The sequence below is a fragment of the Paenarthrobacter sp. A20 genome (assembly GCF_024168825.1).
GTDB lineage: Bacteria > Actinomycetota > Actinomycetes > Actinomycetales > Micrococcaceae > Arthrobacter.
On sequence record NZ_JALJWH010000001.1, the window covers coordinates 3215220 to 3236926 of the forward strand.

At 60.2% G+C, this 21707-nt stretch carries 16 protein-coding genes and 1 pseudogene; 8 read left to right on the forward strand and 9 right to left on the reverse strand.

Annotated features, from left to right (window positions below):
- The first annotated feature begins 350 nt into the window (after positions 1–350).
- Positions 351–536: an ANTAR domain-containing protein gene (locus J3D46_RS25165; protein ID WP_374110841.1), complete on the forward strand. Its 186-nt coding sequence runs from the start codon at positions 351–353 to the stop codon at positions 534–536.
- Positions 537–666: 130 nt separating this feature from the next.
- Here J3D46_RS25165 and J3D46_RS14895 read toward each other — a convergent pair whose 3' ends face one another.
- Positions 667–1488: a DUF5677 domain-containing protein gene (locus J3D46_RS14895; protein ID WP_231341094.1), complete on the reverse strand. Its 822-nt coding sequence runs from the start codon at positions 1486–1488 to the stop codon at positions 667–669.
- Between the two features lie 141 nt (positions 1489–1629).
- On the opposite strand from J3D46_RS14895, the gene J3D46_RS14900 reads away from it, so the two are divergent.
- From J3D46_RS14900 to J3D46_RS14910, 3 genes are all read left to right on the forward strand, one after another.
- A complete protein-coding gene (locus J3D46_RS14900; protein ID WP_231341093.1) occupies positions 1630–1836 on the forward strand; it encodes a ribbon-helix-helix protein, CopG family in 207 nt (68 codons plus the stop codon).
- Positions 1833–2201 carry a type II toxin-antitoxin system death-on-curing family toxin gene (locus tag J3D46_RS14905; RefSeq protein WP_231341092.1) on the forward strand — a complete coding sequence of 123 codons (369 nt, stop codon included), beginning with the start codon at positions 1833–1835 and terminating at the stop codon, positions 2199–2201. Before J3D46_RS14900 ends, J3D46_RS14905 begins: the two co-directional genes overlap by 4 nt.
- A 431-nt stretch (positions 2202–2632) precedes the next feature.
- Complete coding sequence (locus tag J3D46_RS14910) at positions 2633–6280, forward strand: hypothetical protein (protein WP_253468004.1); 3648 nt, start codon at positions 2633–2635, stop codon at positions 6278–6280.
- Positions 6281–6863: 583 nt separating this feature from the next.
- Here the strand turns inward: J3D46_RS14910 and J3D46_RS14915 are convergent.
- From J3D46_RS14915 to J3D46_RS14940, 6 genes and pseudogenes are all read right to left on the reverse strand, one after another.
- On the reverse strand, positions 6864–8126 hold the full coding sequence (locus J3D46_RS14915; RefSeq protein ID WP_253468006.1) for an IS110 family transposase: 1263 nt from the start codon (positions 8124–8126) through the stop codon (positions 6864–6866).
- Positions 8127–9438: 1312 nt separating this feature from the next.
- On the reverse strand, positions 9439–10275 hold the full coding sequence (locus J3D46_RS14920) for a carbohydrate ABC transporter permease (RefSeq protein ID WP_231341088.1): 837 nt from the start codon (positions 10273–10275) through the stop codon (positions 9439–9441).
- Positions 10272–11243 carry a carbohydrate ABC transporter permease gene (locus J3D46_RS14925; protein ID WP_253468008.1) on the reverse strand — a complete coding sequence of 324 codons (972 nt, stop codon included), beginning with the start codon at positions 11241–11243 and terminating at the stop codon, positions 10272–10274. The genes J3D46_RS14920 and J3D46_RS14925 overlap by 4 nt, the downstream gene beginning before the upstream one ends.
- Positions 11244–11249: 6 nt before the next feature.
- On the reverse strand, positions 11250–11765 hold the full coding sequence (locus tag J3D46_RS14930) for a hypothetical protein (protein ID WP_253468010.1): 516 nt from the start codon (positions 11763–11765) through the stop codon (positions 11250–11252).
- Positions 11766–11811: 46 nt separating this feature from the next.
- Positions 11812–12438: pseudogene (locus tag J3D46_RS14935) on the reverse strand (extracellular solute-binding protein); the annotation flags it as partial.
- 183 nt (positions 12439–12621) lie between these two features.
- Positions 12622–13017: a hypothetical protein gene (locus tag J3D46_RS14940; RefSeq protein WP_231341085.1), complete on the reverse strand. Its 396-nt coding sequence runs from the start codon at positions 13015–13017 to the stop codon at positions 12622–12624.
- A 249-nt stretch (positions 13018–13266) separates the two neighbouring features.
- On the opposite strand from J3D46_RS14940, the gene J3D46_RS14945 reads away from it, so the two are divergent.
- Both J3D46_RS14945 and J3D46_RS14950 read left to right on the forward strand, forming a co-directional pair.
- Positions 13267–13959 carry a FadR/GntR family transcriptional regulator gene (locus J3D46_RS14945; RefSeq protein WP_231341084.1) on the forward strand — a complete coding sequence of 231 codons (693 nt, stop codon included), beginning with the start codon at positions 13267–13269 and terminating at the stop codon, positions 13957–13959.
- Between the two features lie 498 nt (positions 13960–14457).
- Complete coding sequence (locus tag J3D46_RS14950; protein WP_253468011.1) at positions 14458–16740, forward strand: alpha-galactosidase; 2283 nt, start codon at positions 14458–14460, stop codon at positions 16738–16740.
- 90 nt (positions 16741–16830) lie between these two features.
- On the opposite strand, the gene J3D46_RS14955 is transcribed toward J3D46_RS14950, so the two are convergent.
- On the reverse strand, positions 16831–17367 hold the full coding sequence (locus J3D46_RS14955; RefSeq protein ID WP_253468013.1) for an IS110 family transposase: 537 nt from the start codon (positions 17365–17367) through the stop codon (positions 16831–16833).
- Positions 17368–18530: 1163 nt separating this feature from the next.
- Between J3D46_RS14955 and J3D46_RS14960 the strand changes: the two genes are divergently transcribed.
- Together J3D46_RS14960 and J3D46_RS14965 are read left to right on the forward strand one after the other, a co-directional pair.
- The gene (locus tag J3D46_RS14960; RefSeq protein ID WP_231341081.1) at positions 18531–18692 is read left to right on the forward strand and encodes a hypothetical protein; all 162 of its coding nucleotides are present in this window, start codon (positions 18531–18533) and stop codon (positions 18690–18692) included.
- A 75-nt stretch (positions 18693–18767) separates the two neighbouring features.
- Positions 18768–19532 (forward strand): FadR/GntR family transcriptional regulator, encoded by a 765-nt coding sequence (locus tag J3D46_RS14965; protein WP_231341080.1) that lies wholly within the window; start codon positions 18768–18770, stop codon positions 19530–19532.
- Positions 19533–19700: 168 nt separating this feature from the next.
- On the opposite strand, the gene J3D46_RS14970 is transcribed toward J3D46_RS14965, so the two are convergent.
- Entirely contained in the window at positions 19701–21176 is a 1476-nt protein-coding gene (locus J3D46_RS14970; protein WP_231341079.1) for a cytosine permease, read from the reverse strand.
- Between the last annotated feature and the right edge of the window lie 531 nt (positions 21177–21707).

Here is a 21707-nt window from a genome sequence, read left to right on the forward strand (position 1 = left end):
TTTGCCTATTTCTTGCTGGTTCCGTGGGCCATTGGTCACGTTGCCGGTCTCGTGCGGCTGGGAAGGGCGTCACCACTGTGGCGAGTGACGCCGTCGACGTCGGCGCCCTGGGCGCGCTGGTTCCGTGGAGGCCGGGTCCAGCAATGACCGGATATCAGAAATGACAAACAGCGGTGTTGCTTCTGCCTTTTCATGGACAAGTCGTTGAGTCGCAGCATGACTCAGCCATCGACTCTGCGGTACGCCGCCGTCGACTAATTTCCCGCGGATGACCTGACCGGGCTGTGCCCGTAGGGCAGCTGGAGTCTTGCGCGCTGCAGCCCGGATCGATGATGCCGAACAACTCAGCCATGGAGGGCAGGGCCGACATCAGCTTGGCCTGTGGCATCATCATCGGCAAAAAGGGATGCAGTCAGTCTGAGGCCTTCGAAATGCTCATGAACTCCTCAAATCTCCGGAACCTGAAGGTTCATGTGATCGCCGCGGAAGTTGTCGCGGGGACGGGGGAGACCCGCCTACCGCCCTTTGAACGATAGGTGACGCTGCTCAGTCCCACATCGTCTCGAGCGTCATGCGGGCTGGCCGACCGGCTCCCGACATACGCGCCGTTATCGGCTGCGCCTATCCCTTTTGTGGATAGGGAAGGGGACTCAGAATCAGCGCGCCTCAAAGGTCGAACGCAATGATGAATGGTTTGCCGTTGGCTTTGCGTGCCTCCGCGAGGACGTTCATGCGAAGTGCCTGTTCCTGCGAAGCAGCAGGGCTTTGGGGAGGGATTCCGGGGAGCAGGGTCCATAGTTCTCGGAAGAGGACCAAGGCCATCAGAATCACTCGCGTTTCCGATTCAATTTCGCTGTGGAGGGGGTCGATCCTCTCGGGATAGATGCTATCCACGATTCGCGGGAGCAGCGCACCTGGGGACCCGTGGGTCTGTTCGGACCATGCCGAGTATAGGAGCTTGTAGTTCACGTGGTGAAGCCGGTTCGTCGATTCCCTGGCTAGCTCTGCGATGTTTCTGCCGCACCAGGTCTGCCTCCATTGAGGCGAACCGTCCCGTCGAGGCTTGGCACGAAATTCGTCGTAAGTTTCTCCTTCGAGGGCCTGCCTGATTTCGAGGACTTGTTTCAGCTGTGTTCGTTCCCCTCGTTCATGCTCGTACTCGAGGTTTGCGAGAGTTGCCAAGGCTTCCTGCAGGCTCCCGAATCTGATGAACTTGATCGCGGCGAGTTCCCTATCGTGATAGCTGTTGAGATGTTCCATGTTCAGGACGATTTCGTAAAGCTGACGGACAGGAGAAGTGGCTGTTTCCCAGTGGCCGGCTGACACGAGGACGCGGGCTGCATGGATGACGCTGATACAGCGTTCGAAGACGCCACGATCGAATCGCCCGAGTTCGGTGTCGGGGTTGGTCGAGAGCGCTACTTTTCTCGCGTCCTGGATGAGGTCGTCCAAGAGTTCCAAGAGCTTTGTGACAATCTCCGCTGACATAGCGTCCTTTCGAATGCGTTGGCCATTGCAGTCTGGCACCAGCGTGACATGGCTGGTGCACTCGGAGCGCATTCGCGAGACGGTCGTGTGGATTATCAGCCCCTAAGTCAATCCTTTGTACCGTTTTGGTACCATGTGGATATGGCAATGAATCTTCGCGTCCCGGAAGACCTCGATCGCAGGCTTGAGAAGCTCGCGGCCGAGGAACATACCTCCAAGTCGGCGTTGCTGCTTCAGGGTGCCGAACTGATCCTGCAGCGCCACGCGCGCCGGAGTGAGATCAGCGAGGGCTTGGAGTTCGTCATGAGCCATGACGCCGAGCTGTTGACGCGGCTTGAGGACGCGTGACCGCGTACCTAGACATTGAGGATGCGCTGCAAGTAATCGACCGGTACGGGTTCCACATCCGTGATGTTGGCTTGCTCGCCTCGGCCCTGGCCCGGCCCGCGACAACAGTCATGGGCTCTGAGGCGTATCCTGAATTGGCGATGAAGGCGGCCGCGTTGCTTGAGTCTGTGGCCCGTTTCCATCCGCTCATTGACGGCAACAAGCGCACCGCCTGGACGCTCATGGTCCTGCTGTTGTGGATCAACGGCTACCGCCATGACTTCACGACTGACGAGGGCTTCGACCTGGTGGTCCGAGTTGCTGCAGGCAACATCGAACTCCGGGATTCCGCCGCCGTGATCTCGAAGCATTTGGTGGAACGGTAATCCTGCCTCACCTTTCAGAAGAGGCCTGAGCACACTTGGCGCCCGTCAGACTCGGCCAGACTGGTATCGGAATGGGCCGTAGTCGGGATGTCTTCGGGTGTGCCCAGTGTTCGCAAGGCTTGGAACGCACTTCGAGTCCCACCTCGGGCACAGCAAACCCCTCGTCAGAGGGGGCTTTTGCCTTAACGAGGCCCCAATAGCCCTCCGCGGGTATCTCATGATTGTCGGTACTCGCCGGTACTCTGATGCCCACCAGTCTATTCAAACGTAGCGACGTCAACAGGGGGTATTCAGTGAGTCATCGATTGCCGCATCTTGCCAGCCAGATCCAAATTGAACAGTGGGGCGAGACGCAACAGGCGCAGTCGCGACTTCCGAATCTTGTTCGAAATCTTGTCGCGGACTTGGTTCCCGATGTTCAGGAATTGGTCATGCCCGGTGATGAGCACGTTAATCTGTCTGGCTATGACGGAGTCGTCCATTCGCCCGTTCAGACTCCCTTTGTTCCAGAGGGGAAGAGCGTCTGGGAGTTCGGCGTCGGCGGCAACCCCAAAGGTAAAGCTGACGCCGACTATGAGACGCGAACGAAGGAGCCTTATGGCGTCAACCCATCCGATACGACGTTCGTCTTTGTGACTCCTCACTGCTGGGCCAACGGGCGTAAATGGGCCCAAGAAAAGACAGCGCTCAATGACTGGAAGAGCGTACAGGTGAGGACAGCTTCTGACCTGTATGCCGCTTTGGAACGGTCGCCGCGGACTCATGTCCGCTTTTCGGAGGAGATCGGAGTTCCTGCTAATGGAGTTCAGAGCCTTATCAAGTGGTGGGAGAACTTCACGAGTGGCACACGGGGGCTCCTCACTCCTGAACTGCTCACGGCGGGTAGAACCGAGGAAGCGGCCCGGCTGCTTACGGCGATAACTGAGGAGCCCGCACGGCATCTGTGGATTGCCGCACCCGATCCAGACGACGTGTTGAGCTTTGTGGCCGCTGTTGTGCACAAGGCAGACCCAGTGATCAGGCAAGACATTCTGGATCGGACGCTGGTCGTTTTCGATCCAGGAGCTCTTGCTTACCTGGGCGAGACGGAAGGGCTACTGCTTCTTGTCCCGTTTGAGGAGTCACTCGTGCGACGGGCCGACCTCGTAAACGGTCATTACATCATCTTGCATAGCTCGTCCGGAACGACGGGGGACTTCGAGCTGCGGGGAACCCCTATCGGAGAGGCCGAGAAGATCCTCAAGAGCCTTGGCGTAGAAGATGACCGGGTGAGCGTCCTGGCCCGGGCGATCAACAAGAGCGTCCCACTCTATAAGCGGCGGCTAACGGGTGTGTCGAGCGCGGCAACCGTCGTAGTCAGGGCCTTCGCGGACGATTCCATCGCACGCAGATCGTGGATGCTGGGGTCGTGGAACCTCAGGTCGCCCGGTGATGTCGCGGCCGTCGAGCGCGTCGCCGGCAGTGTTGAGGCCTTTCAGAAGGCGACGAACGCGTTGCTTGACGGAGCTGCGCCGATATTCACCCGAGTTGGTTCAGCGTGGAAGATATTTGACCGCCAAGACTCCATAGGTCAGGTCGTCGCTAAGGTCACGGCGGATGATCTGACGTCGGTCGAAGCCGTCGTGCAGGAGATTCTCGGCGCCGTTGACCCGAAGCTCGAATTGCCAAGAGACGAGCGATGGAAGGCTGCTATCCACGGAAAGGTCAGGAACCACTCCTCGGATCTTCGGAAGGGCCTGGCCGCAACGCTCGCTCAATTTGGTTCGTTGGAGGGCGACGCCAACCGTGTAGTAGGTGGACAGAGTCTGAGCGGCTGGGCGCAGCTGATGGTCAGGGCTCTCCTCCAACGAGCCAACGAAGACAAGACCGGCAAGGTGTGGGAGTCGCTTCTTGACGTGCTCTCACTTCTGGCCGAGGCTGCGCCCGACTTCCTTCTTGAAGCGGTTGAAGCGGCGCTGGAGCCTGGCGGCGCGCTCAGTGTTGGCATGTTCCCTGACTCTGAACGCACGTTCCTGTCTCCAACTAGCCCACATGTCTACCTACAGTGGGCCCTTGAAGTTCTAGCGTGGTCTCCGGTGTACTTTAGTGAGGCCTCGCAGCTCATCATGCTCTTGGCGGCCAAGGCGCCGAATGACTCGATATCAAACCACCCGACGGGGGTACTCGCAGGGCTCTTCCTTCCGTGGCGGCCGCAGACTTCCGCGTCTCTGAAGTCGCGGAATACGGTCCTGTCCAAGTTCGTCAAGAGCAATCCGGCCGAGGCTTGGAAGCTCTTACTTGCCCTCTTCCCTGGCCGGCATGGGTTCGTAACAGTATCCGGTGGCCCGGAGTTCCATGATTGGAAGGAACGGGCCACCGAGTCGAACGTATCGATGCCCGACTACGTGGACTCGGTCAGCCGAATTGTCGACCTAGGTATTCAGCTCGCGCGGCAGGAGCCAAGTCGGCTCGTCGACCTCGTCTCGAAGATCGATGACTTGAGCAGTGAGCCGCGCGATCGGCTACTGAGACTATTCGCGGAGTTCGGCCGAGACGGAACATTGGACGAAACGGACTCAGAGGCCGTCTGGAAGGAGCTGACCTCGTTTATGCGGCGGCATCGCGAGTACAGCGACTCCCAGTGGGCCCTCGACGAGGCAACCCTAGGGTCCCTCGACCAGGTTGCTGAGCTTTTCAAACCTGCAAGGCGAGAGGAGCAGGTCTCATGGCTCTTTGATTACCACCCGGAATTGGGTGACATCTCACGTAGAGACAACTATGAAGAGTACGACCGGGAACTTCAACGTCGGCAGACCGCCGCTGCCGAGGAAGTGTTCGCACAGAGTGGCCTCCATGGGTTGCTTGACTTGGCCGCCACGGTAAGGAGGCCGTGGTCCGTCGGCCATGCAATCACTCAATCTTCAAACGTAGATCTCGACGGCGACACCCTAGCCCCTCTCATCGTCGACGAACGTGCAGGGGTCACGGAGTTTGCGCACGCCGCGATCGCGCAACTTGCCAAGGAGGGCGACGAAGCAATCGTGGCATTGGCCAAGCGCCATACTGAACCGCCGCTTCTCGCGGCTCGGATCTTGCGAATCGTTGACGATCTCCCGAGCGCGTGGGAAGCCTTGGAGCAGTTGGGTGAGCAGGTCAGCCAACACTACTGGGAGGAATTCCAGACCCATGGACGCGGTCAATTTCAGCTTGTGAACGAGACTGCTCGCCGTCTCGGAAATCATAAGCGATATGCGGCTGCTCTGGATTTGATGGCGATGTATTCCCATGGCGGCAAGGTCAAGCTGGATCCTGAGCTAATCCTGGATCTGATTGATGCCTTTTCGTCCGAGGATCCTGAGACCGGAGTTCTTTCGCAGTACGATATCGGTGCCTTACTCGATTATGTCGAACGAGACGACGCGATCGACGTGCGGCGGCTTGGGCTTTTGCAGTGGAACCTGCTCCCTGCTTTAGACGAGTCTGCGAGCATCCGAGCGCTTGAGTCTTTGTTGGCTGGTTCAGCTGACTTCTTTGTCCAGATGATCAGCTTCCTCTATCGCAGGGGCGATGAGGAGGAGGAACCCAAGGTCCCTGAAAATGTGTCCTCGAACGCGTGGCATCTCCTGGACCGCTGGACGATGATCCCGGGATCTAATCCCAACGACGGAATCGTTGACGAGACCGCGCTGTTTCAATGGGTCGAGGACGTTCGCCGGCTTCTCGAGGAATCAGGTCGTCTCGACGTTGGAGAGGCCCATATCGGTATAGTTCTCGCCCGGGCCAAGATTGATGCCCAAGACTCGATCTGGCCATGCGTCCCAGTGCGAAATTTCCTCGAGGGCCAGAGTAGCGAAGTGATCAACCGGAATTTCAAGGTCGGTATCTTCAATAAGCGAGGTGCTACATCGCGTAGCTTGACGGAGGGAGGCGAACAAGAGCGAGTACTTGCGAAGGAATACCGCAACTACGCCGCCGAGCTTGTCGATGAGTGGCCCAAGACCGCACGGCTCCTGCGTGAGATTGCCAAGGGGTACGAAGACGATGCGCGCGGGCATGATGAAGAATCTCAAAGAATTCAGGAAGGGTTCGGGCTGAGGTAGGTGATTTTGGGCTTAATGAACACCGCGCCGTCGCTCATGGTAAGTCAAGGAACAGCCTCGTTTAACCTCTGGTTTCGACTGCTGTAGGCGCGAATTCTTGCGACCTCTTTTGCGAATTCTTCGCATCAGGGTCGGTTTGGCCCACGGTGAAGGCTCCTTTGACTTGCGAGAACGCTGGGTTGGAGGGCCTTGTCTTGTCCGTATCCGTTCAAACCGTGCGGAACGCCCTGGCGAAAGGGCGGCCTTATTGGCGTGAGTCGTAGATTCAGGCAACGGGTACTGCGGGGTCCATCCCTGCGGTTGGTATCCGGCTCGATCTTGGAAGTGCGGGTACGGGTTGCTGCGGGCGGCTCTGAACCGCAGAATCTTTCGGTGGGGACCTTCCCGGCATCCCGTGTCGTGTTAGTCCCGTCAGAATTGGCAAGAGGGGTGTGGACAGTGATGCTCCTATTGTTGTCAATGGTCGCTGGACTAGGCGCCGTGTAGGTTACCGTGGCCTCCACTCCGGCCTCAAGGGTCGCTGCCGCGATCGCTGCGCGACGGCCGGGGGCCGCCCTTGACCCCGGGGCTTCGGTGTCCACGGTCAGGTTGGAAGCGCCCGGTTCACCGGTGGATAGGGTGTCTGCGCGTGTGCGGTGGATTGGTTGTTGAGCCAGGTCTCGTAGCGGTGGTGGACGTCGCTGTCGTGGGAAAGTCCTCGTTCCAGACGGGACAGTGTGGTGGGCCAGACGCTCAGGGCATCGGCTGCTTCTTGAAGGGTCAATCCTTTGGTTGCGCGTGCTTTCCGGAGGGTGGCGGCGTCGGGAGCGGGACGCGGGTGTTGGAGCTGGTTATAGATTTCGCGGGCGACGTAGCGTTTGAGGCAGCGCATGATTTCTTTGGTTCCTTTGCCTTCCTGGCGTCGCCTGGCCACGTAGGCCCGGGTTTGGTTGTCATAGCGCATTCGGACGAGCACTACGCGGTGGATGGCTTTGTTGGCCTGTCGGTCACCGGCGCGGCTTAGTCGGTGCCGGGTCGTTTTGCCTGAGGAGGCGGGGATCGGGGCGACGCCGACGAGGGCGGCGAACTTCGCCTCGGTGGTGACGCGTTCGGGGTTGTCTCCTACGGTGACGAGGAGCTGGCTGGCGACGTCGGTGCCGACGCCCTGAATGTGGCGCAGCATTGGTGCGTGGAGGGTAAGGACGGTGTCGAGTTCGGCGTCGATCAGTGCGAGCTCCTGGTGCAGGTGCCGGTAGCGGACGGCGAGCCGCTTCAGCACGGTCGCGGTGCTGGTCAGGGGCTCGGATGGGGCGCCGGAGGGTCGCGTCTTTTCTAACGCGGCCATCAACGCCGGGCTCGTCATGGACCGGTATCTGGCGCGGATGGTCTCCGGTGCGGTTGTCAGGATCGTTTTCACCTGGGCCATCACCGCAACCCGGGCCCGCATTGCGGTTGCACGCTCGGCCCGCAGCACCCGCAGGGATTCCACTGCACCGTCCCGGGATTTCGGGGTGACGCCCGCCCTGCCGGAGAGCACCGATTCGGCGGCTTGATAGGCATCGAGCGGATCGGATTTTCCCCGCAGCCGGCGTGCCTGCCGGTTCGGGCGCATCACTTCCACCACGCGGATGCCCTTTCGGGTGAGCACGCGTGAGAGTTCGGCGCCGTAGCTGCCGGTTCCTCCCACACCGGCGGCGAGAACGGAACCGAAGCCGGTGATGAAGTCGGTGATCCCCTGATAGCCGGCTCCCGCTGCCGGGAATTCCTTGTCCGCCAGATGTTGGCCGGTGTCGGTGATGACTCCGACGTGGTGGGTATCGGCGTGGGTGTCGATCCCGGCGATGACTTTCAGATATTCCTTTGTCATGATGAAACTGCCCTGACCTTTGAAAGCGATGGGAAAAGGGCACGCCGGCCGGGTGGGCAGACAAGACAGTAGTGGGACTCTTCGGAACAAGCTCCTATGAGGTCATGCCCACTTGGCCGTCGCGTTTACTGCGGCCGTGTTGTGGTGGACAGATCATTGTCAAGACAACCCTCACGCGGGCGTCAGCCACACTTCGAGCCACACCGCAACACACCCAATTCCATCATTACTGTCCACACTTTCCGCCCCGGACTGGGTCGTACGCCCATCGGACTGGCCCGGATTCCGCATGTTCCCGCCACTTCCCCGTGTTTTCAAGGCCGGGAATCACGTTCGAGTCCCACCTCGGGCACAGCATACCCCCTCGTCAGAGGGGGTTTTTGCTTTAACGTGTGTACATTCTGTTTAGTCAGGTCCCTCTGACACTGGCCGCGGGGTGTGCCTGGCGCCGCGGGTCGCCTGTTTGGTTGTTGGGAAGCGGGTTCAGGGTCTTGGCAGGTTGGCCCTCCGCTGGCTGTGATCTGGGGTTATGCGTTCCTCTCCTGGTTCGTCAGGTAGGTCGTGGTTGTCCTACACCTCTTCATGGGTAGGTGCTTTGTGCGCAACATGACTTTGGGAACTTGCGTCAAAGATCCTGGTTTCGGCTCGTTCCTGAGGTGAAGAGGCTTAGCTGGGGAAGGCTTTGTCAGGCCAAAGGGGGTGTGGACATTGTCCACACTTAAATCTCCTTTGTTGAGCCTGATTCCGGCCATTGGCTTCTCCCTTATTCCGCCTACACCTATTCATGCATGGGAGTGGCCGTAGCGACATGACGCGGATCCTGAAGCGCTGCGTGTGCAGAGTCATTGCGCGAGGAGAGTTCAGTAATAACGGTCGCCCGAGTGGGTTTCAATGTGGTCTTGGCCGTGTCATCGACGCGCACGGCGTAATCAACTGGGACACGGGCCCGCTGCAGATGACCGTTCCCAGCGGTGCCAGCAGAACATTGCAGAGACGACGTTTCTCGGCTGATTCCGTGGTCTCTCCCATGGATCGATTTGGATCCTCCGTCGGCTGCCCGCCACACCGCTCAGTGCCCGTTCCGTAAGGGTCTTTCTTGCGTCTGAGGTATGCGCTTCGCTGCTTGGCCGGGGAAGCGCCTTCTTCCTGCTGGCCCGACACCCAGTCAGCTTCAGGGGTGGAGAGAGCTAATAGGTTCGCTAGCGACAAGGGCAAAGACCAGGACGAATCCTGGCCTTTGCCCTTGTCTCTCGCTATTGATGGGTTCGCGCCGTCAATTTGGGTGGAAGGTTTTGGAAGGAAGGATGATTAGCTAGCCCTTGACTGAGCCCGCCGTGAGTCCTTGGACGATGAACTTGCTGGCGAAGGCGAAGATGACCAAGGTCGGCACCACCGTCAGCACTGCGGCAGCTGACATGGAACCCCAATCGATGTTGAAGCTGGAGATGAACCCGGCCAGTGCCGTCGGGATTGTCTTGTTGGCGTCGCTGTTCATCAAGGTCACCGACAGGAAGAGCTCGTTCCAGCAATTCACAAAGTTGAACACGAAGCTCGCGGCCACGCCTGGCAGCATCACGGGGACCAGCACCCTGAACAGTGCACCTACGCGGGAACAGCCATCGATCATGGCCGCCTCCTCCAGTGCATCGGGGACGTTCTCGAAGAACCCGCGCAGCATGATGGTGCAGAAAGGGATGCAGATCGCGATGTAAATCAGAATCAGCCCCGTCTTGGAATCCACGAGGCCAAAGTCGCTCATCATCAGGTACAGCGGGCCCAGCGCTATGAAGCCGGGGATCATCTGGGTCACCAGGAACGCGCCCATGACCGCGCCGCGGCCGGAGAACTCGAAGCGGGCCAACACGTAGGCGGACAGCAGCGAGATCAAGGTGGCCGCGGTGGACGCAACGGTGGCCACGATCAGGCTGTTGATCATGTACTGGCCGAAGTCCGACTTGGTGAAGAGGCCGATGTAGTTCTCCAGGGATAGCTGGCGCGGCCAGTAGTCCAGCGGTAGCGAGTAGATCGCCCCCGGTTCCTTCAATGATGTGATGATGATCCAGTACAACGGAAACACGGTGACCAGCAGGCACAGTGAAAGGAAGACGACCTTGCCGATGCGCCCGGCGATGCTTGCTCGGTTGATCATTTCTGCGCCTTTCGGGGTCGGACCGTCATGAGGTAGAAGGCGGCGAAGAGCATGAGGGTGACGACGACGATCAGGCCCAGGGCCGATGCCTTGCCGTAGTCGCCCTCCTGCGTAATTTTGATCATGTAGGTGGTAATGATGTGCGTCTGGTCGGCCGGTCCGCCGCCTGTCATCGCGAAGATGATGTCGGGAAAGTTGAAGATCCAGATGACCCGCAGCAGGATCGTTAGGGCCAGCGTGGTGGCGATGCTGGGAAGAGTGATGTTGAAGAAGGTCCGCACCTTACCTGCACCGTCGATCGCCGCTGCCTCGTACATCTCGTCAGAGACGGACTGCAGGGCGGCGAGGATCATGATGGCGAAGAAGGTCACGCCGTACCAGATGTTGGCGATGACGATGGCCGTCATGGCAAAGCCTGGTTCCGCCAGCCACGGGATGGGGGATTCGATCAGCCCGGCCTTCATGAGCAGATCGTTGACCACGCCGAACTCGGCGTTGAACATCCAACGGAACAGCATGCCGATCAGGAACCCGGACACGGCCCAGGGGAAGAAGAGGAAGGCCTGGTAGGTGCCGCGCATCCGGAAGCGCCGCTTCAGGAAGAGCGCGACGGCGAAGCCGATCACCACCTGCGGCGCAAGAGAACCAACCACCCAGACAACTGTGTTGCGCACGATGCCCCAGAACTCCGGGGCATCGAACAGGCTTTGGAAATTCCCGAACCCCACCCAAGAGGTGTCGGAGAGGTCGTTAAGGTTCCAATGTCGGAACGCCATTTGGCTTCCGGCGATCATCGGATAGTAGGTGAAGATGCCGACGAAGACCGCTGCAGGCCCCAGGAAGGCCAACATCGTCAGCGCAGTCTTGGAATTGAAAGGCCTCTTGTTTAGATTCTTGTTGCTCGCCCCGGGTGGCGCGTCCCGACGTGGGGAGGGACGCGCCGCCGCGTGCTCAATTTCGAGAGTCATTGTTGGCTAGCCTGCCGTCTTTTCAGTCCAGTAGGTGTCCCAGCTGGCGAGCAGCTCAGCGGTGGACAGCTTCCCTGACAAGACGCCCTGAATGTCGCTGTCGGCCTTCTTGATCCACTCGGCCCACCAGGACACCCCGCGGGGCTGGACGACGGGGATGTATGTCTGCGGGTTTTGGGTCATGGTGAGGTATGCGGCCCAAGGTCCGGTGCTGTAGAAGCTGTCCTGTGCCGCGGACTTCAGAATCGGCACCAGGCTGTTCTCCTTGGTGAAGGTGGTGGCAGCGTCGCCCTCGGTGAGGTATTTGACCAGCTTCACGGCCTCGGGCTTGAGATTGGAAGTGGCGGCGACGCCCCAGCCTGCGGTACCTACGGGCTGGAGGGCTTTGCCGCCGGGGCCGACGGGCATAGGTGCTACGTTCCACTGCCCGGTGGTGATGGCCTTGGACTCTCGGACGGTGGCGATGACTTCGGGATCCTGCAGCAGGAACGACGTCGAGCCGTTGCTGAAACCCTGCACCATTTCGGGGTAGCCCCAGGCCGCGGAGGACGGGGGGGGAACCCTTCTTGAACAGTTCGAGGTAGAGGTCCATGGCCTCCTGTGCCTTGGGCGAGGAGAAGATTGTCTTGCCGCTGCTCAGCCTGAACGCGTTTTCCTTGTCGACTTCATCGGCTACGTACGCCCCGATGATGGTGATGGCGGTGGAATTGGCGTTGGGGCCGCCCCGGAAGGCGTAGCCAAACTTGCCGTCGTCGGGCTGGTTAAGCGCGGTGGCCTGGGTTAGCAGGTCGGGCCAACTGGCCGGTGGACCGGAGAATCCGGCATCCTTTGCCAAGTCGGTGCGGTGGAACAGGGACAGGCCGTAGAAGCCGTAGGGAATGTAGTAGGTCTTGCCGTCCTGCTTGGAATAGTGGACTGCGTTGTCTGTCAGGTCCTTCCAACCGTCCCAGTCTTTGAGGTCTGCGGTCATGTCGTACAGCCATTTGTTGGCGCCGAATGATCCGACCGTGGTGTCGCGGGTCTCGACGACGTCGACCCCTTTGCCGGACTGAAGCATTTGCTGGATCTTCTGGTCGGCCTGTTCTGTGGGCGGCGAGATCAGGTCCACATTGATGTTGGGATTTTCTTTTTCGAAGCCGGAGATCATTTTTTTGATGGTCTCTGTGCGGGTTGGGTTGGTGAGGCTTTCGACCATCTTCAGGGTGACCTGGCCATTGCTTGCCGGTTGCTCGCCGCTACAGCCGGCAAGTGCCAGGACGGCCGCTAGGCCCACTGCGGCGGATGTGATGAATCTGGATTTCACGGGGATCCTCCATTGACTGACTTGTTCGTGGAAAGTGGTCGCCGCGCCGGCTTGGCGGAGCGGCGATGGTGGTGCTCAGTTGGTGCGGTCTAGCCGTACCAACTCGGGGACAGCCTGCTCGGCGAAAATTCCGTAGCCCGCGGGTGAGCCGTACGGCAGAACGGAAATTCGCGGGACACCCTGCCCGCCGAGGGTGGGAAGAACAGTTTCTATGTCCCGTTCCTCCCACATGTACGCCGGGACCGCGTGTGAGTCCTCGTGAATGGCGACCATCGCGAACTGCCCTAGGAACCATTCGCGCGGGTTTTCATACAGGCGTGTCGTGAGCCGGTGCTGGGCCGCGTGCTGAACCGAACCGTAGGGGCCGCGGGTGAGATGAACCTTCGACGACATGAGGGTCCAGTTGGATATCGAGGGCGGACCGTCGACTGTCATCATCGGCTGCGGTGCCGTGAGGGGCGAGGGCAACATGAGCGTTTCCTTGCTCGGGAGTAACGGGAACATCAGTAACGTACATCACGGCCCATCCAAAGACAACAGACAACTAAGGCAAGTCATAGGATCACTTTCGCGATAAGTCGTTGAATAGCGCTCTTTGGAGAGCATTTTCTTGGATAGTGATATGATGACTTTGTTATGAAGTATGACAAGAGGCTCATTTGGCGCTCTTGTCGCGGTGGGAGCGTGTAGTCTCCCATTAGAAGCGAAGGAGGCGGCGAATTGAATGCAGTCGAGACGGCCATGGAGGGCCTGCGGAACAAGATTGCCTCGGGCGAGCTTGCAGCCGGGCAGAAGTGCCCGCCGGAGGCGGAACTGTCCGCCCAACTAGGCGTGTCACGCAGTTCTCTGCGGGAGGCGGTGCGTGCGATGTCGGCTCTGGGCGTGATGGAATCCCGGCATGGCTCGGGAACTTACGTCTCCTCCCTGGACCCGACCGTGGTCCTGCAAAACTTTGCGTTATTGGTGGACCTGCTCCCGCTGGACAGGCTGCTGGAACTTTTTGAGATCCGCCGACTGCTTGAATCCCACGCAGCAGCAACAACGGCCGCCAATGCCACACCCGAGGATTTGACCGAGCTCATGGCGCTGGTGGCCAGCATGGAGGCCGCGGTCGATCCCACCGAATATGCCGAGCTCGATTCCCGGTTCCACGAGGCAGTCTGCCGTGCTAAGGGCAATTCCACGCTCTCAACGCTGGTCAGGGTCTTCCGATCCCGCGGCGATCATTTCCACATCTACGATGGTGAAGAAGGCGAAATCGTGCGGGCCAACAGCACTGCCGGGCACCGGGCCATCGCCAGCGCGATAGTAGATCGTGATCCAACATCGGCCGCCACCGCCATGGCTGCGCACATTGCCCAGACGGAATCCCTGCTGAAGAAGCGTCGAGCGAGCCCGCGGAGCCAGAACTAACTGGGTGACAACTGAGCCCCTCCGGCACACCTAGGACGGTACGTGGATCCGGCGTCGAGCAGTTCCAACGGCAGCTCGAGCTCAAGGTACACGGTGGTTCGCCCTTGGGCACACGTCCCGATCCGGCATGCCATGCCCAGCCGGCCCGATGGTGGACGACGAGGACGGCGTTTCACCATCGAACACGGCCATGTGAGCCGCCATCCAGCGAACACTTGAACATCTGCCGACGCCAAAACCAAGGTGCGGCTCCCAGCCTCCCTGCCCATCGCCCGTAAACGGGCACCTTAACTGCAGGTACCGGAACGACAGGAACGATATGTCCCCTCATCGTCAACGACAGAACGTCAACGGCCCCATTCTGATCTCTGGAAGTAGTAAACCCGGACGGTGCAGGGCCCCGCACCAGGCTAGCGTCAAGCTCCCCGGTCGAGGTCCGGCGGGCTCGACGAGCCATCCGGGGGCATCCGGGGTCAAGACGTTGGCGGTGGCTGCCAAGTGAGCGCCACGACGGTGACGGGTACCCTTCCCGAAGCGATCCATTTCAGGGCCAAGGGATGCTCCCTCCTGATCGACCTCACCGAACCGGGTATACCTGTGATCCTGCACTGGGGAGCCGATCTTGGCGTCCTCGGCGAGGACGGCGTGGCCGCCGCCCGGATAGCAGGCTCTGCACACATCCCGTACTCGTGTTCGCCCAACGTGCGAGAACCTTCTCTTCTGCCGGATGCCCGCAATGGCTGGCTCGGTCGTCCCGGCCTGTTGGCGTCCCGGCAAGGACGCCAGTGGGCACATCATTTCAGCGTGACGTCAGTAGATATCAACAGTGTGCCCTGCACGACCCCCGGTGCGATCGAAACCGGTCCGGGTCGGCTGAGAGTCCACAGCACCGACCATGAGAGCGCGCTCGAACTCGACCTCGACGTCGAACTTCATTCCTCAGGGCTGCTGCGAACCAGAGCAAAACTCACAAACAGGGGCGATCCCCTGGAGGTCCAACAGCTGCACCTCAGCCTTCCCGTACCAAGGCAGGCCAGCGAACTCCTGGACTTCGCAGGACGCTGGGGAATGGAACGTATCGTGCAGCGTCAGCCCTTCGCCGTCGGTCAGCACCTACGGGAAAACCGGCGGGGCAACACCGGCGTCGATGCCGCCCATGTCCTTCACGCCATCGAACCAGGAACAGATTTTGAGCAGGGTGAGGCATGGGGGGTACATACGGGTTGGAGCGGTAACCACGTCCACGTTGCCGAACAAGCAAATACCGGCGAACGCCTACTGGGCGGCGGGGAACTGCTCATGCCCGGGGAGATACTCCTTCAGGACGGCGAGGAGTACCTCACTCCGTGGATATACGGCTCCTACGGTGTCGGGCTGGACCAAGTAGCCCACCGCTTCCACGACTACCTCCGCGCCAGGCCACAGCATGTGTCCACGCCACGACCTGTCACACTCAATCTTTGGGAAGCAGTCTATTTCGACCATGACGAGCCGCGGCTGCTTGAACTCGTTGATCTCGCCGCAGATATCGGCATCGAGCGATTCGTTCTCGATGACGGATGGTTCGGTGGCCGCCGGCACGCACGCACCGGACTGGGAGACTGGAACGTATCCGAGCAAGCCTGGCCCCAGGGCCTGCATCCGCTTGTCGACGCCGTCAAAGGCCACGGAATGCAATTCGGGCTATGGGTTGAGCCGGAGATGGTTAACCTCGACTCCGACCTGGCCCGAGCCAACCCCGAGTGGATTGCCAGCGCAAGGGCTGATCCGCCCATTGAGCAGCGACACCAACACCTGCTGGACCTGACGAATCCCCGATGCTACAAGAACATCAAATCCCAACTCGAAGCCCTACTGACCGAATACCCCATTGATTACCTCAAATGGGACCACAACCGGGACGCCGTGGAGGCAGGCTCCCAAATCCGGGGCGGAACCCCTATCGGACACGATCAGACCCTGGCCGTCTACCGCATGATCGACGAACTGAAATCCATGTTTCCAGGCCTGGAAATCGAATCCTGCGCCGGCGGCGGCGGCCGCATCGACCTTGGCATCCTCGAGCGGACAGACCGTGTCTGGGTCTCTGATTGCATCGACCCACTCGAACGGCAACGCCTGATGCGTTGGACAGGCCAGCTCATTCCCCCCGAACTCATGGGCGCCCATGTTGGGTCCCCCCGATCTCACACAACGGGCCGAACACATGACCTTTCCTTCCGGGGGGCCGCAGCCTTGCTGGGACACTACGGCGTCGAATGGGACCTCAGTTCAGCCACCATGAATGAACGGAAAAGCCTCGCCGGATGGATCGCAACCTACAAACAGCATCGTGCCCTCATCGCCTCCGGACGGGCACTGCGGGGCCCTGACCCAGCCGAGGACACCTGGCTGAGCGGTGTCACAGCAGCCGACGGAAGCGAAGGACTCTTTGTCATCTCAAGCATGGCATGGTCGGCAACCAGACCCAGTGCCCGGGCGAGACTGCGTGGACTCGATCCCGCCAGAAGCTACAACGTAACACCGGTAGTCCCCGCCGACCTCCCGTCGGGACTTGTCGAAACCGCTTGGTGGTCCCACCAAGGCCTCGCGATTCCAGGCTCGGTCTTGCAGATCTCCGGCCTGCAAATACCCACCACCCATCCAGAACAAAGCATCGTCATTCACGTAAAGGCAACAACCGGACCCGACCGGCCAAGGAAAGGGGCCGATGGGAAACAGGACGAAGACAGCACTGACCCGGAAAGTCCACTAAACGCCAGCCGCGGATCCAAACGCTGAACGGACACCTCCCGCCCGGCAGGAGCTCCGCCGGCGCGACTCCCGCTGGGCGGATGGCCCTGAAACAGAAACAAATGAGGGCCGGACGGACTAAGCCCGGCGCATAGCCATCATGGAACGGCCTACTGACAGATTTGCCCTCGCCAGGGAAAACATGACCTGCCGCGGTTTCACCTGGGCCATCACTGCAGCGCGGGGCCCGCATTGCGGTTGTACGCTCGGCCCGCAGAACCCGCAGGGATTCCACTGCTCCGTTCCGGGAGATTTCGGGGTGACGCCTGCCCTGCCGGAGAGCAGCGATTCTGCGGCTTGATAGGCATCGAGCGGATCGGATTTTCCCCGCAGCCGGCGTGCCTGCCGGTTCGGGCGCATCACTTCCACCACGCGGATGCCCTTTCGGGTGAGCACACGTGAGAGTTCGGCGCCGTAGCTGCCGGTTCCTTCCACACCGGCGGCGAGAACGGAACCGAAGCCGGTGATGAAGTCGATGATTCCCTGATAGCCGGCTCCCGCTGCCGGGAATTCCTTGTCCGCCAGATGTTGGCCGGTGTCGGTGATGACTCCGACGTGGTGGGTATCGGCGTGGGTGTCGATCCCGGCGATGACTTTCAGATATTCCTTTGTCATGATGAAACTGCCCTGACCTTTGAAAGCGATGGGAAAAGGGCACGCCGGCCGGGTGGGCAGACAAGACAGTAATGGGACTCTTCGCAACAAGCTCCTATGAGGTCATGTCCACCTGGCCGTCGCGTTTACTGCGGCCGTGTTGTGGTGGACAGATCATTGTCACGACAACCCTCACGCGGGCGTCAGCCACACTTCGAGCCACACCGCAACACACCCAATTCCATCATTACTGTCCACACTTTCCGCCCCGGACTGGGTCGTACGCCCATCGGACTGGCCCCGGATTCCGCATGTTTCCGCCACTTCCCAGTGTTTCCAAAGCCTGGAATCCCGTTCGAGCCCCACATCGGGCACGGCATACCCCCTCGTCAGAGGGGGTTTTTGCTTTAACGTGTGTACATTCCGTGTGGTCAGGTCCCTCTGACACTGGCCGCGGGGTGTGCCTGGCGCCGCGGGTCACCTGTGAAGTTGTGGGGGAGCGGGTTCAGGACCGTGGCTGGTGGGCCCTCCGCGTGCTCTGAACTGGGGCTATAGGCTCCTCTCTTGGTTCGTCCGGTAGGTCATGTTTGGCCTACACCTCTTCATGGGTAGGAGGACTGAGCGCAACATGACTTCGAGATCTTGCGTCAAAGATCCTGGGTTTGCCTCGTTCTGGCGTGAGGAGGCCGGGCCGGCCGATATTTTGTCAGGCCAAAGGGGGTGGGACATTCTCCACACCAAAGTCTTCTTTATAGTGACCGATTGCAGCCATTGGCTTGTCTGTTCTTCGGGCTACATCTACTCATGCATGTGAGTTGGCTTGGCGTCACTACGCACTCCAGCTGGTGTTGCACTCCGACGTAAGAGTTCAGTCCCTAATACCGAGTGTTTTCGGGCTGGCTATGTCTGTGTAGTCGTCGAGGCTCTACGAAGTAGTAGTAGATCGGTCCCGGCGCAGATTTTAGGGAGCTAGCGGAGCCTGCGGAGCATTGTCATCCCACGCGATTGTCGGCTGAGAATGCCTGTCGTGAACTTGCGCATCGAGCTGGCGTTGCCCGTTTAGATCTAAGGTGCTTACCCTCGCGTACCCGAATCGCTGGCGAGTGATGGCCGACTGCTGACTGTGGTCCTGGGGGTAGGGCTAGGCGAAAGGCTCTAGTTAGCCGTCGACCATCACTTTGGCGTTGGCAAAAAGGCCCGCGGACGTCCAGCAGCTCGGCCTAAACAACCCCAACGACCACCGGCTCGCAGCCGCCTCGACGGCAAGCCATCCATCAGCGGCAATTGCAGCCAGCATCCAGGGTGAGGACGCCGTGGGGCGCGCCGAGTGGGAACATTTGGTCTGATATCAGAGGAGTAGTAGGCTGGCCGCACGGCAGAGGCGGTATCCGCTTGCGGCATGGCGAAAGGAACAGTCGGACGTGACAGCGAAGTCCACGGGACGGTCAGTCAAGGCTCTGACATCGGTCAAGCGCGTCAGCCCGACCCAGCAGATCCGGGAGCAGTTGCTGGGGGCGATCGAGCGTGGTGAATACCCACCTGGATCCGCACTACCCTCGGAGCGCGAGCTGTGCGAGACTTTTGGCGTCAGTAGGGTCAGCGTGCGCGAAGCAATCGCCGGGCTTGAAGCGATGAAGGTAATCACCGTTCAGCATGGACGCGGCGCGTTCGTCCAGGAGAGCATCAGCGAGCGATATGCTGGGTCATTTGCCAAATACCTGGAACTGCACCGAGAGCAGTTAATTGAACTGACCAAGGTGCGTGGCGCCCTTGAATCCCTTGCGGCCGAGGAGGCCGCGCGACACGGCGATCGAGATGACCTTCGGGCAATCGAGGAGGCCGAACGCGAGTTCGAGCATGCTGCCAGCGCTGGTGACGGCCTCGACGCCGCCGAACGAGACCGTGCATTCCACCTCGCCATCGCTGATGCGTCGAAGGGTGAGTTGCTACCTCGGCTTATTCACGAACTCAACGATCTTCTGAGTGAGTCTCGCGGAGCCACTTTCGCCCAGAAGGGCCAATTGCAAAAGTCGGTTCAGGATCATCGCGATATCAGCCGGGCGATTGCCGAGGGCGATCCCGCTGCTGCCCGACATGCCGTGGACGTGCACATGACCAGGATTGGCGACTGGCTGTCCACGCTTCCCCACGCTCTCAGTGAGAATGGGCAGCGTTCGCCGGAGTAAGAAGGCCCTAGGCGATACGAGCAGAAGGCAATACAGCGCCCGAGGGGCCAGCTCGTCCTTCGGAAGTCAATGGTCGCCGGGCAGATCTTGGCCGGCCGGACCGGCCCGTGCTGAAAGGCCTCGGGCCGAGAGCCCCTAACCCGGCCAGGTTCCTCCTTCTCAAATCATCTAGTGGTGGTCCGGGACTCGGAAGCTGGCCGGTCCCGGTGACGGCACAAGCTCCTCGCGAGGTGCGAGGGAATCCAACGCTGCGGCCAGCACGGGCACCCGACGCCTCAGGAGGGCAACGGCAGCGAGGTACAAGAGGCCGGATGTCAGCGCCGAAATGATGATGTTTGCGTACACCTGGGGCACCATGGCGTTCACAGGCACCCCAACTGCGACGCTGGCTAGCGCTAGCCAGTTGACGCCGTTCCAGTACCAGTAACGGCTGCCCTCCCCTCGGAATAGTGCGGGGACGTCGATTCGCCATCTGGAGGCGATGACGTAGTGCGCGATGAAGACGCCAGCCATCGGCGCAAACAGGTTCCCGAGTTGTCCCATGGCGCCGTCAAACCCGCTGATCAAATGCTGGCTGGTGGAAAGGGCGGTGCCCAGAATCCCCACGATGAGAGTCCCCCAGAACCTGCCCAGATTCTTGAACATGCTGGTCAGTGCGAGGCCTGCAGTGTAGAGATTCTGCACGTTGATGATCCAGGCGTCGAGCACTATGTAGGCCAGGACGAGGGCCAGCAGCCACCCGACGCCGCGGGTCGACTCGACAATTACGCCCAGGGGGCCCTCTGGGGCTTCGCCGCGGACTGCGGCGACGGCATAGCCGCCTATGAAGGAACAAATGAGCTGGCCCACGATCGCGGCGGAGATGGTTCCGATCCACATCTCTGACCGCCTCCGCGTGTAGCGGCAAAAGTCAGCGGCATCCGTGAAATTGGAGAACCACGAGGTGCCCCAAGCGATCATCCAGAAGATGATCAGTGACGTCTTGTCGACGTTCGCGCCGCCGAACGTGAGTGCCTGGTGCGGTGCGAAGCCATCATGAGGGAAGGTCATAAGCAGGTAGACGATGACGGCCGAGAACACGATCTTAAAGATGAATGCGAAGCGGGAGAGTTTCATCAGCGCGTTGTAACCATAGATTGAGACGGTCAGCTGCAAAATTGCACAGCCGACACTGATCCAAAGCACGTCGACCTTGCTGTGGAGCAGCGCTTCCAGCACAACTGCGATACCCGTCGCGGCCGCGACAGTCTGGAAGGCGAACCAATAGACGCTGGAAACGGCCCGCAATGCCGATGTTACGGTCGCCCCACGCACGCCAAAAACGGACCGCATGCTGACCAGTCCGGGAATCGCATAGTCGCTGCCCACGGTAGCGGCCACAAGGTAGGCAGAAAATCCCACGAGAACGCTCAAGATCCCAGCAAGTGTCGCCTCCCACAGGGACATGCCAGATGAGATAAGTAACCCACTGATAGTGATGGTCCCTGGATTTACAAGAAAGTTGAGGACGATGGTGAAGATGTCCCACCACCGAACGGTGCGTAACTCGTCGGGTATCACCTCCACGCCAAACTGCTCCACAGCTTTGGGCTGGCGATACTTCTGGGCAAGCCGTGCTTCCAGTTCAGCTGGTGTTTCGGCCATACGGAACCACCTCATACCTTCGGGAGAAACTGGTAAGTTGTATCATATGTGAGCACAATCATATTCGTGAGATATCCAGCTGACAAGAGGGAAAAGGCTAGAGGGCTTGAAACTCGGAGTTCGAATGGTCATTAGAACCCGCGACTTCGGACAGGCTGATTCCGCCTTGGGGGCAGGCTCTCTACTGCGGCCCGATCAGTATGCAGGCGTGCTCAGCGGACCCGCATCCGTGGACCCGGTGTAACCACGTGCTTCCGACCTGATCGTTTCCAAGAAGCTTCCGAGCCGGGCCCCGCTTGCTCGGCGATATGGATTAGATGCCGCCGTGTTTGCAAGGCGCTGCACCTCCAGCCGGTCCCGTCCCTCACCGGGTAACTATCCGGGTATTCCCGGCGGCGCCCAAGCACACGGTTCTTTCGCCCTCCACGTGCCGGGTTTCAGCGGGTGCTTGGCAGGCTGGCTCGCCAGGCCGCCGGCTTCAGCGCCGGACGTCTGGGGGATAGTCATTTCGGAGATCTCGGTGGTTCCGCA